Consider the following 11,954-nt stretch of genomic DNA (forward strand, 5'->3'; position numbering starts at 1 on the left):
AATCAACCATCTTACCACCCAACTCAACATGCAAGTCGTACAACGGCGTGCGTTTAACTTCGGTCATTTTTCAACCTTTCAATCAACGAGACATGTCGCGAACAACCATGACAGTGCAATGTGCATTGCGCACAACACGAGCCAGGTTCGGACCAATCTCATAATTCGGGAAATCGCCCTTGGTCGACGCCATGACGATCAGGTCAAAGCCTTCTTTATGGGCGAGCTTCAGGATTTCGCGGTAAACACTGCCTTCTTCGATGTGAATTGCGACATCGGAGGCATTGCCGTGATCCAGAATGGCCTGAACCGCATTGCGCACGTGGTCTTTGGCGCCTGCGCCATAGTTGGCAGGCAGGTTCGGCAGATGGATGATCTCGGGGATGACGGCAACCGCATGCAGTTCGGCACCGTAGAATTTTGCCTGTTCCAATGCGACCGGCAGAGCCAGTTTCCACGAGCGGTCATCGGTGTGATCAATAGGCAGCAGGATTTTCGTGGCCATCACGTCTCTCCTCGAGATATGGAATTCTGTTAAAAGCCGGGGGGCCGGGATGGCCCCCCGTTGAGTGTCAGGGCCGAGGTTACTCGGCGGCTGTGCCGCCTGGCTCTTCGGATTTGCCATCGCTGGCGAAAAACTCTTTCGTCAGTTTGAAGACGATCGGGCTCAGCAGGGCCAGGGCGATCAGGTTCGGGATGGCCATCATGGCGTTCAGCGTATCTGCCAGCAGCCAGACAAAGCCCAGATCCGCGGTCGCGCCGAAGTAGATCGCGATGATCCACAGCACGCGGTACGGCATCAGAGATTTGACGCCCAGCAGGAATTCGACGCATTTCTCACCGTAGAACGACCAGCCAAGGATGGTGGTGAAGGCGAAGATCGACAGTGCAATGGCGATCAGGTGCCCACCAAATCCGGGCAGCGAAGTCTCAAACGCCAGACGGGTCAGAGCCGCGCCAGATTCACCGCTGGTCCAAGCGCCGGACGAAATAATCGCCAATCCGGTGATCGAGCAGACGATGATGGTGTCGATGAACGTACCCAGCATCGCGATCAGGCCCTGGTTGACCGGACCTTTTGTCTCGGCTGCCGCGTGCGCGATCGGGGCGGAACCCAGACCGGCTTCGTTCGAGAACACACCGCGTGCCACACCAAAGCGGATCGCCGCCCAGACTGCCGCGCCAGCGAAGCCACCTTCGGCGGCCGAAGGCGTGAAGGCGTAGGTGAATACCAAGCCCAACGCGTCGCCGATAGCGCCGATGTTGATCAGTAGGACCAGCAGACCGGCGAGGATGTAGGCAACCGCCATGAACGGAACCAGCTTACCGGCAACAGCACCGATACGGGTGATGCCGCCCAGGATAACGCCTGCCGTCAGGACCATCAGCACAATGCCGGTAACCGAGGTGTTGACGCCAAAGTTCGAATCCAGAACCTGAGCCACACCGTTGGCCTGCACCCCGTTGCCGATGCCGAAGGCCGCAACCGCGCCGAACAGAGCGAAGGCCCAACCCAGCCAGTGCCAGTTCGCGCTGAGACCGTTCTTGATGTAGTACATCGGGCCACCGACAAAGTTGCCCAGCTCATCCTTCTCGCGGTATTTCACCGCGCAGACGGCTTCGGCATATTTGGTGGCCATGCCCACCAGGGCGGTCATCCACATCCAGAACAATGCGCCCGGACCGCCCAGGAAGACAGCAGTGGCCACACCGGCGATGTTGCCGGTACCGATGGTCGCCGACAGCGAGGTCATCAGCGCGTTGAACGGGCTGATCTGGCCGTCACCCTGACCTTCACGACCTGCAAAAAGCAGCTTGAAGCCGGTTCCTACACGCAGGATCGGCATGAATTTCAGCCCGACCTGCAGGAAGAAGCCGACGCCAAGAATGAGAACCAGCATCAGCGGCCCCCATACGACGCCATTTATGGCCCCTACGATTGAATTTAACGCTTCCATGGTTTCCCTCCCAATAGCGTTAGGTTTATGCCCCGTTTGCGATGGCCCGCTGGCGGGCTTGCTTAAGGGCGGCAAAGTCTTCGTCCGCGTGGAACGAGGAACGGGTCAGCGGCGTGGCTGACACGTGCAGGAAGCCCTTGGAGCGTGCGATCTGCTCCAGTTGGGCGAATTCTTCCGGTGACCAGAAACGATCAATCGGGTGGTGTTTTGGGGTCGGTTGCAAGTACTGCCCGACGGTCAGAAAATCGACATTGGCGGCGCGCAGGTCATCCATCACCTGACGCACGTCGTTCAGGGTTTCTCCCAATCCGACCATCAGGCCGGACTTGGTGAAAATCTCGGGCTTGGCGCGTTTTGCATCGTCCAGCAGCCGCAGCGAGGCATAGTAGCGCGCGCCGGGGCGCACAGACGGGTAGAGGTGCGGGACGGTTTCCAGATTGTGGTTGAACACATCGGGGGCGGCTTCAAAAACGACATCGGCGGCGTCGCCCTTACCCAGAAAGTCGGGCGTCAGAACTTCGACAGTGGTGCCGGGGTTCTGGTGACGCACTGCGCGGATGGTCTGGGCGATGTGTTCAGCCCCGCCGTCGGCCAGATCATCCCGGTCGACCGATGTGATCACAACATGGCGCAGGCCAAGCTTCTTGACCGCCGCCGCCACACGCCCCGGCTCGAAAGCGTCCAGCGCGTCCGGGCGACCTGTGGCGACGTTGCAGAAGGAACAGCCGCGGGTGCAGATCTCGCCCATAATCATCATGGTCGCGTGGCGTTTCGACCAGCACTCGCCGATATTGGGGCAGGCGGCTTCTTCGCAGACCGTCGCCAGATCGTGGTCGCGCATCAGGCGTCGGGTCTCGTAATACTCGGCGCTTTCGACCTTCTTCTTACGAATCCATTTCGGCTTGCGCGGGATGACACTGTCAGCCTTTTTGGCTTTTTCCGGGTGGCGAGGGCGAAGCTGAATGGTCATCTGGCTGCTCCGGTTCAGGCGTGAATAGCTCGGCCCATGGCGTCCAGGCAGGCCTCTTTGACTGCCTCGCCCATGGCCGGGTGTGCGTGACAGGTGGCAGCGACTTCGGCGACAGTTGCACCTTTAGTCATAGCGAGAACCAGCTCTGCAATCAAATCGCCGCCATGAGCCCCACAGATATGCGCACCCAAAATTTTGCCATTGTTATCAGCCAGAACCTTGACCGCACCGTCGGTTTCACCGGTCGAACGGGCGCGCGAGTTGGCCATGAAGGCGAATTTGCCGACCTTGTATTCCGCTCCGGTTTCTTTGAGCGCTTCTTCGGTCAGACCAACCGAGGCAACCTCGGGATCGGTGTAAACGACACCCGGAACGGTGTTGTAATCCACATGCCCGGCTTCACCCGCCAGCATCTCGACACAAGCCACGCCATCTTCTTCGGCTTTGTGCGCCAGCATTGGGCCGGGAACGCAGTCGCCGATCGCATAAACACCGGGGACAGAGGTCTGGAAAGTACCGTCAACTTCGATGAACCCGCGCTGGTTTACCACAACGCCCAGCTCTTCCAGCCCAAGCCCTTTAGTGACGGGGCGGCGGCCAACGGCGATCAGAACCTTGTCGGCCTCCATCACCTCTTCTTTGTCCTTGCCCACACGGTCCATGGTCAGGGTCAGACCCGCGTCGGCTTTCTCAACCGATTTTAATGCGCGGCCCAGCTGGAATTTCAACCCGCGCTTTGACAGGGCGCGCTGCGCCAGCTTGGCGATCTCGCCATCAATGCCCGGCAGAACGCGGTCCAGATATTCAATGACAGTCACTTTGGCACCCAGTCGTGCCCAGACCTGCCCCAGTTCCAGGCCGATGACGCCGGCACCGACAACCACGAGGTGTTCCGGCACGGACTCCAGAGCAATCGCGCCGGTCGAGCTGAGGATGTCCTGCTCGTCGATCTCGATCCCGCCCAACGTGGTAGGTTCCGAGCCGGTGGCGATCAGGATGTTCTTGGCCTCATAGACCTCGTCACCGACTCTAACCTGCCTGGCCGTGGGAATGCTGGCCCAGCCTTCGATCAGATCAACGCCGTTTTTCTTGAACAGAAACGCGATGCCCTTGGTCAGATCGCCTACGATCTTGTCCTTGCGCCCCATCATCGCGGGCACATCAATGCTGGCCCCCTCGACCGCAATACCGTGGGAGGAGAGATGTGCAAGTTCGGCATATTTGGCCGAGGAGGTCAGCAACGCTTTGGAGGGTATGCACCCCACATTCAGACAGGTCCCGCCGAGCGCGCCGCGCCCTTCGACGCAAGCGACTTTCATGCCCAGTTGCGCCGCGCGGATCGCAGCGACATAGCCGCCCGGTCCGCCACCGATAACTATGAGGTCGTAGGTGTTCATGGGCTTTCTCTCAGTAAATCGGGTGGCTTGCGCACAGGGTGCGGACTTTTTCGCGTGTCTCTTTCTCGATGGTCTCATCGCCTTCGGGCGACTGGGCCAATGCGTCCAGCACATCGCCGATCAGGTGGCCGATCTGCTTGAATTCTTCGGGCCCGAACCCGCGGCTGCACCCGGCGGCAGTGCCCAGACGAATACCGCTGGTGATAGTGGGTTTTTCCGGATCTCCGGGGACGCTGTTCTTGTTGCAGGTGAACCCGGCACGCTCAAGCGCGGCTTCGGCGTCCTTGCCTGTCACACCGACCGGACGCAGGTCAACCAGCATCAGGTGGTTCTCGGTCCCGCCCGAGACGATGTCACAGCCGCGTGCCATCATTACGTTTGCCAAAGCCGAGGCGCTGTCGACAACGCGTTGCATGTATTCTTTGAACTCCGGTTTCAGGGCTTCACCGAACGCCACAGCCTTACCGGCAATCACGTGCATAAGGGGGCCGCCCTGCAGACCGGGGAACACGGCAGAGTTGATCTTTTTCGCAAGTGCTTCGTCGTTGGTCAGGATGATGCCACCACGCGGACCGCGCAGGGTTTTGTGCGTGGTCGACGTAACCACATGCGCGTGGCCGATGGGTGAAGGGTGCAGACCGGTTGCAACCAGCCCGGCAATATGGGCCATATCGGCCAGCAGCCAAGCGCCAACTTCGTCTGCAATTTCGCGGAAGCGGGCAAAGTCGATCTTTTGCGAATAGGCCGACGCACCCGCGATGATCAGCTTGGGCTTTTCAGCTTTTGCCAGTTCTTCGACCTGATCATAGTCGATCAGACCCGCATCGGTCAGCCCATACTGGACCGGGCGGAACCATTTGCCGGATTGGGCGGGTTTTGCGCCATGGGTCAGGTGGCCACCGGCATCCAGCGACATTCCCAGGATCGTGTCACCTGGGTTGAGCAGCGCCAGCTTCACCGCGCCATTGGCCTGTGCGCCGGAATGTGACTGCACATTCGCGTATTCGCACCCGAACAGCTTTTTCAGCCGCTCGATGGCTTCTGATTCAACCTCATCGACATATTCGCACCCGCCATAGTAGCGGCGGCCGGGATACCCTTCGGCGTATTTGTTAGTGAGTACGGAACCCTGAGCGTCAATCACGGCCTGAGAGACGATGTTCTCGGATGCAATCAGTTCGATTTGTTCCGCCTGGCGTGTGCCTTCTCGCGCAATCGATGCAGCGATGATCGGATCAGCCTCTGTAAGCGACGTCTTGAACATGGTGTCCTCCTCCGGAATCGAATCCTCAGTTCGAAATTTTGTTTCCTATAGTGGAAATGATCCCCCTAAAGCAACATAAATCTCGTATTTGTGAAGTTGCGTGCAAAATGCGAATTTAGTATCCTTTGATAAATTTGGGAGATTTTTATGGCTGAAGACCAACGGAAGGACGTTTCCGTGCCTGAAGAACAGGACGAAGGGGAGGCTTTGGGCCGTTCCATCCGCGATGCGCGGCGCGCAAAAGGCTGGACATTGGAAGAAGCTGGTCAGGCAGCGGGAATCGGTCGTTCGACCCTTTCAAAGATTGAAAACAACCAGACTAAGCCAAGTTTTGAAATCGTTCGCCGGTTGACCCAGGCGTTGGAAATGAACACGCCGCAACTGTTCGTTCAATCAGGCCAATCCGGAATTGCGGGCCGACGAGACTATACTGCCAAAGGGCAGGGAGAGATCAGGGAAACCTCGACATATCTGCATGAGTTGCTGTGCTCGGACCTGACAAGCAAACGAATGTTGCCATATGTCGCGACAATCCGGGCCCGCGACATTTCAGAGTTCGATCCATGGGTTCGCCATTCCGGTGAGGAATTCATGTATGTTCTGAGCGGTGAACTGGTCTTTGTATCGGAGCACTACCGCCCGCTTCCCATGAAAGCCGGAGACTCACTCTATTATGACAGCGGCATGGGGCATGGCTGCATTTCGACCAGCGAGGAGGACGCCAAGGTACTTTGGGTGTCACTTGAATGACAACGATATTGCGCCGTTGATCTGGATTTTCAGCTTACGATGGCCCTTCCCTGCAGAACCAATGGCTGCATAAAATGCCGTGACGGGAAGTGTCAGGAGAGTTTTTGTTCCGACAAAAGGCGGCGCTTTTCGGCCATTGCTTCTCTGCGGCTGCGCTCAATTCCCAATCTGAAAGACTCTTCCACAAAATCGATGTGGTCGGTTGCGGCTTTTTCCGCGCGCGCTTCATCGCCATCCATCACGGCCTGACCAAGTTCCAGATGTTGGGCCAACAGCTGCCGGCCGGTACCGTCAATCGTCTTCAGGAAGTCGCGGTTATAGAACACGCCCTTGCGCGTGAGTTCATAAATCGAGGCCATGATATGGATAAGGGTCGCATTCTGGCTGGCATCTACGATGGCTGAATGCAGCGCAAAATCTGCTTCTTGTGAGGCCCTGGTGTCGTTCTCCCGCCAGGCACGCTCATTTTCGGCCAGAATTTCAGCGATCCTTTCTTTGTCCGCCTTGGTTGCGCGACGTGCGGCGAGGCGAGCGGCAAAGCCCTCCTGCTCGCGCCGGTATTCCAGATAATCGAAAAAGGCGGGTTCGTGCCGTTCATACAGCGCAAGAAGCGCGGGCATCATGGCCTGTCCCGTAAGCGCAGCAACAAATGTACCCTCGCCATGTTGGGTCGTGACCAGACCACGCTCTTCCAGAACGGACAAGGCTTCGCGCAGTTTCGGGCGCGACACGCGCAGCATCTCGGCCAGGTCCCTTTCAGAAGGTAGTTTGCGGCCCTGTTTCAGGATGCCCGAGGCAATCAGATCTTCAATTTGCGCCACTACGGCTTCGGCCAGCGATTCGTGTCCAACCGGTTCAAATATCGCTGTGGGGCTCATGACGCACCGCCTCTTTTGCTGCCAGGCTCGAAGATTACTGGTAAATAAATATAACCATAAATGCCCAAAACTCAAGCGGCAGTAGCTGGCAAGCGTATTGGGTTCAGATCCCTGTTTTTGAATGAATTTTAAGCAATTTTCCTATTTTCCCCGCTTTTGGCCCGTTTCGCGGGACCTGCTGCAATCACCACCGTTTCATGTGTAGGAATTAGCCAGTGGTAAACAAAATTGTTGACTGGTTGCGACTGGTAAAGATAGTTTACCACCGGAGAGGCGCTGGAAGAGCCTGCGCCGCTGATTGGGACGATGTTCCGACCAACCCTGGAGGAGATTTCATGAAAAAGACCCTGACGAGCCTTGCCGTGGCCGCAAGCCTGATGGCCGCACCGGCGGTTGCCGCTGACAAACTGCTGCTGAAAACCCCGATTGCATTCTCGACCGAACTGCCGGGCCTTGGTTCACCAATCCCGCGCGTTGCCGAACAGCTTGAGCTGATGTCGGGCGGTACGCTGAAGATGAAGGTTTACGAGCCGGGCAAGCTGGTCCCGCCGTTCGAGATTCTGGATGCCGTTTCCACCGGCAAGATCAACTCGGGCTACACCACTGCCGGTTATTGGGCGGGTAAAATCCCTGCCGCACCGCTGTTCTCGGCTGTTCCGTTCGGTCCCGAAGCGGGCGAATACATGGCGTGGCTCTACTATGGTAACGGCCTGACCCTGTACCAGGAGATGTACGATCAGGCGGGTTTCAACGTCAAAGTTCTGCCTTGCGCCATCATCGCGCCTGAAACCTCGGGTTGGTTCGCAACCGAGATCAACTCACCCGAAGACCTGAATGGTCTGAAGATGCGCTTCTTTGGGCTGGGCGGAAAAGTGATGCAGAAGCTGGGCGTGGCGACGTCGCTGCTGCCGGGTGGTGAGATCTTCCCCGCGCTGGAAAAAGGCGCCATCGACGCAACCGAATTCTCGATGCCTGCCATCGATGCGCGTCTGGGCTTCCACAAGCTGGTAAAATTCAACTACTTCCCCGGCTGGCACCAGCAGGCGACCGTGTTCGAATTGCTGATCAACAAGGACGTCTGGAACGAAACCAGCGACCAACACAAGGCGATCATCGAAAGCGCCTGTAAGGCCTCGATGGCCGACAGCTTTGCCGAGGGCGAAGCTATCCAGCACGCGGCCCTGATCGACAACGTGGAAAACAACGGTGTCACCATCAAACAGTGGTCGCCCGAGATGCTGGATACCTTCCGCGCGACCTGGGAAGAGGTTGCCGCTGAAGAAGCCGCCAATGACGCTTTCTTTGCTCAGGTTCTGACCGACATGAACGACTTCCGTGACGGCTATGACCTCTGGAAGACAAACGCGTTCCTCCCGCGTCAGTAAACTCCCTTACTGACGTAACCGGGGCGGCGGCATCCGTCGCTCCGGTTCTTATTTCCTGAACTTCGGAATTTCTAACCATTCACTGCCCGCGTGCCGGGCTGCTGAGCGAGGAATGACCATGACCACTCAGAACAACCTCAACGATCCGGTCGAAGCCTATGAGGGCATCCTGGAACACCCCGAAACCGACCGTCAGAAGATCGCGGTGGCGATCGACGCGAGCGTCAAGGCTGTCGGCCATGTGGTCATGTGGGCAAACGTCCTGCTGATGGGGGCGATCTTCGCTCAGGTCTCACTGCGGTACCTGCTCAGCCAGAACTACCCCAAGTTGGACGAGATCCAATGGCATTTCTACGGTATCGTCACGATGATCGGCATCTCTTATGCCTTGATCACCGACAGCCACGTGCGCGTTGACGTGCTGCACATGCAACTGTCGCGCCGGGCGCAGCGGGTCATCGAGGTGATCGGTATCCTGACCCTGCTGACCCCGTTCATCTACCTGATGATTGATCAGGGATATGACTATTTCTACGAGAGCTTCCGGGTCGATGAACGTTCGGACAGTCCTACCGGTCTGCCTGCGCGTTGGGCTTTCAAAGCGGTTATTCCGATCAGTTTTGTTTTGTTGGCGCTGGCGGCGCTGGCGCGGCTGATCCACGACGGACACGCGCTGCTTTATGGGCCAGCCTCGGAACGTGAGGGCGCACCCTTGCGCCGCATCCTGCTGGTTCTGGCCGTGTTTGCCGCCGTCTGCGTTGGGCTGACCTTCCTGGTGGAGACGACCGAGGAAAAACTGGTCATCGCAATGTTCCTGACCTTCATCGCGCTGCTCTTCACCGGCTATCCGGTGGCTTGGGTACTGGCGGGTGTCGGTGTGGCCTATTGCGGACTGGCCTATCTGTTCGACAACGATCTGATGTTGTGGACGGGGCTTGAGAGCACCTTTACCGGGCTCGACTATCTGACCCTTGGTGCTGTGGTGAACCGGGTTTATGCGACCATGTCCAATGCGGTTCTGGTGGCCCTGCCTATGTTTATCTTCATGGGTCTGATGCTGGACGAAAGCGGGGTGGCCGAACGTTTGATGACGTCAATGCAGCGTCTGTTTGGTACTGTACGCGGCGGGCTGGCCATCACAGTGACCCTGATCGGGATTATTCTGGCAGCCTCGACGGGCATCATTGGTGCGTCCGTGGTGTTGTTGGGTGTCCTGTCGCTGCCGTCGATGATGCAGCAGAAATATCAGCCGACTTTGGCCGCGGGTGTTGTTTCGGCATCCGGTACGCTGGGCATCCTGATCCCGCCCTCGATCATGTTGGTGATCATGGCCGACCAGATGGCCCTGTCGGTCGGAGACCTGTTCATGGCCGCCGTTTTCCCCGGCGTGATCATTGGTGGTCTGTATCTGACCTACATTTTCATTCTGGCACTGGTGAAACGTGACGCGGCCCCTGTGCCCGAGGGTGCCAAGGCCCCAGACTGGGCCGCTGTCAAGGACGTGCTGATTGCCGTCATTCCGACGCTGGTACTGATCCTGGCCGTGCTGGGTTCCATCTTCGCGGGTCTGACCACGCCGACCGAAGCTTCGGGTATCGGTGCTCTGGGCGCGACCCTGCTGGCACTGGGCTATCGCAAGCTGACCTTCAAGAAGCTGTGGAACGTGCTGGTGTCGACCTTCAACACCACCGCCTATATCTTTGCGATTTTCCTTGGTGCGACGGTCTTCTCTTATGTCCTGCGGGAACTGGGCGGGGACGAACTGATCGAACATGTGGTGCAATCCACCGGATTTGGCGCCAACGGTACGGTTCTCTTTATCCTGTTCATCGTCTTCCTGCTTGGCTTCGTGTTGGACTGGATCGAGATTACGCTGATCGTTCTGCCCTTGATGCGCCCCATCGTGAACGGGCTGGGCATCGACATCCCCGGATTTGGCGTTTTGGATGAACCGGCTTTGGTGTGGTTCGTGATCCTGGTCGCGGTGACGCTGCAAACCAGCTTCCTGACGCCGCCCGTAGGCTTTGCGCTGTTCTACCTGAAAGGCGTTTGCCCGCCCGAGATCAAGCTGATGCACATCTACAAGGGCATCATCCCCTTTGTGCTGCTGCAGTTGACTGGTCTGGCGCTGGTCTTCCTGTGGCCGACCCTTGCCACCTGGCTGCCTTCGGTCGCCTATTAAGGAGTTCTCCCGATGCGTTTGAGCCAATGCCATAACTTCCACGACTTCCGGCTGCTGGCCAGGAAACGGCTGCCGGGGCCCATCTTCAACTACATCGATGGCGGCGCAGATGACGAGGTGACGTATCGGGAGAACACAAGCGCGTTTGACCGTTGCGATCTGCTGCCTTCCGTGCTCCGCGGAGTGTCCGAAGTGGACATGTCGGTCACCGTCATGGGGCAAAAGCTGGATATGCCGGTCTATTGCTCGCCCACCGCCTTGCAGCGCCTGTTCCACCATCAGGGCGAGCGCGCCGTCGCGGCGGCGGCCGAGAAATATGGCACCATGTTTGGTGTTTCCTCTCTGGGAACCGTGTCGCTCGAGGAACTGCGGCAAAAGCACAAGAACCCGCAGGTCTACCAGTTTTATTTCCACAAGGATCGCGGATTGAACACCGCGATGATGCGGCGCGCGAAGGAGGCTGGTGTCGAAGTCATGATGCTGACCGTCGACAGCATCACCGGCGGTAACCGCGAGCGCGACCTGCGCACCGGATTCTCGATCCCGTTTCGCCTGACGCTGGGCGGCATGATCCAGTTCGCAATCAAGCCGATGTGGGGGATCAACTATGTAACCCACGAAAAATTCCGTCTGCCGCAACTGGAAGAGCATGTGGATATGGGCGGTGGTGCCAGCTCTATCGGGGGTTACTTCACCGACATGCTCGACCCGTCGATGAGTTGGGAGGACGTGGCCCAGATGGTGCGTGAATGGGACGGCCAGTTCTGCCTCAAAGGCATCATGACCGTCGAAGACGCCCGCCGCGCCGCCGAGATCGGCTGCACCGGCATCATCTTGTCGAACCATGGTGGCCGTCAGTTGGATGGTTCGCGCACGCCCTTCGATCAACTGGCCGAGATTGTCGACGCGGTCGGTGACAAGCTGGACGTAATGATGGACAGCGGTATCCAGCGTGGAACCCATGTGTTGAAAGCGCTGTCGCTGGGGGCTAAGGCCATCGGGGTAGGGCGGCACTATCTGTACCCGCTGGCCGCCGCAGGGCAGGCGGGTGTCGAGCGCGCGTTGGGATTGATGCGTGCCGAGATCGAACGCGACATGAAACTGATGGGCGTGACCCGCATTGACCAGCTGAGCCGCGAGAGCATTCGGTTTCGCAACGCATAGACTGTG

The 11,954-nt window shown here is 58.3% G+C and carries 10 protein-coding genes; 4 read left to right on the top strand and 6 right to left on the bottom strand.

What is annotated here, in order from left to right:
* Positions 1 to 82 precede the first annotated feature (82 nt).
* The 5 genes from GOX66_RS18780 to glyA all read right to left on the bottom strand — a co-directional run bounded on the left by GOX66_RS18780 (position 83) and on the right by glyA (position 5,589).
* Complete coding sequence (locus GOX66_RS18780; RefSeq protein WP_170764503.1) at positions 83 to 505, bottom strand: universal stress protein; 423 nt, start codon at positions 503 to 505, stop codon at positions 83 to 85.
* Between the two features lie 79 nt (positions 506 to 584).
* Complete coding sequence (locus GOX66_RS18785; protein ID WP_170764505.1) at positions 585 to 1,958, bottom strand: alanine/glycine:cation symporter family protein; 1,374 nt, start codon at positions 1,956 to 1,958, stop codon at positions 585 to 587.
* A gap of 25 nt (positions 1,959 to 1,983) precedes the next feature.
* A complete protein-coding gene (lipA, locus tag GOX66_RS18790) occupies positions 1,984 to 2,928 on the bottom strand; it encodes a lipoyl synthase (RefSeq protein WP_170764507.1) in 945 nt (314 codons plus the stop codon).
* A 14-nt stretch (positions 2,929 to 2,942) separates the two neighbouring features.
* On the bottom strand, positions 2,943 to 4,325 hold the full coding sequence (lpdA, locus tag GOX66_RS18795) for a dihydrolipoyl dehydrogenase (protein ID WP_170764509.1): 1,383 nt from the start codon (positions 4,323 to 4,325) through the stop codon (positions 2,943 to 2,945).
* A 10-nt stretch (positions 4,326 to 4,335) separates the two neighbouring features.
* Positions 4,336 to 5,589 (bottom strand): serine hydroxymethyltransferase, encoded by a 1,254-nt coding sequence (glyA, locus tag GOX66_RS18800; RefSeq protein ID WP_170764511.1) that lies wholly within the window; start codon positions 5,587 to 5,589, stop codon positions 4,336 to 4,338.
* 147 nt (positions 5,590 to 5,736) lie between these two features.
* Between glyA and GOX66_RS18805 the strand changes: the two genes are divergently transcribed.
* The gene (locus GOX66_RS18805; RefSeq protein ID WP_170764513.1) at positions 5,737 to 6,339 is read left to right on the top strand and encodes a helix-turn-helix domain-containing protein; all 603 of its coding nucleotides are present in this window, start codon (positions 5,737 to 5,739) and stop codon (positions 6,337 to 6,339) included.
* Between the two features lie 92 nt (positions 6,340 to 6,431).
* Here the strand turns inward: GOX66_RS18805 and GOX66_RS18810 are convergent, their stop codons facing one another.
* A complete protein-coding gene (locus tag GOX66_RS18810) occupies positions 6,432 to 7,217 on the bottom strand; it encodes a FadR/GntR family transcriptional regulator (protein WP_170764515.1) in 786 nt (261 codons plus the stop codon).
* Between the two features lie 335 nt (positions 7,218 to 7,552).
* On the opposite strand from GOX66_RS18810, the gene GOX66_RS18815 reads away from it, so the two are divergent.
* From GOX66_RS18815 to GOX66_RS18825, 3 genes are all read left to right on the top strand, one after another.
* Positions 7,553 to 8,602: a TRAP transporter substrate-binding protein gene (locus tag GOX66_RS18815; RefSeq protein WP_170764517.1), complete on the top strand. Its 1,050-nt coding sequence runs from the start codon at positions 7,553 to 7,555 to the stop codon at positions 8,600 to 8,602.
* Between the two features lie 118 nt (positions 8,603 to 8,720).
* Positions 8,721 to 10,784, top strand: a complete 2,064-nt coding sequence (locus tag GOX66_RS18820) for a TRAP transporter large permease subunit (RefSeq protein ID WP_170764520.1) — start codon at positions 8,721 to 8,723, stop codon at positions 10,782 to 10,784.
* A 12-nt stretch (positions 10,785 to 10,796) separates the two neighbouring features.
* Entirely contained in the window at positions 10,797 to 11,948 is a 1,152-nt protein-coding gene (locus tag GOX66_RS18825) for an alpha-hydroxy acid oxidase (RefSeq protein ID WP_170764522.1), read from the top strand.
* Positions 11,949 to 11,954: the final 6 nt, after the last annotated feature.

The sequence above is a fragment of the Ruegeria lacuscaerulensis genome (assembly GCF_013031245.1).
GTDB lineage: Bacteria > Pseudomonadota > Alphaproteobacteria > Rhodobacterales > Rhodobacteraceae > Ruegeria > Ruegeria lacuscaerulensis_C.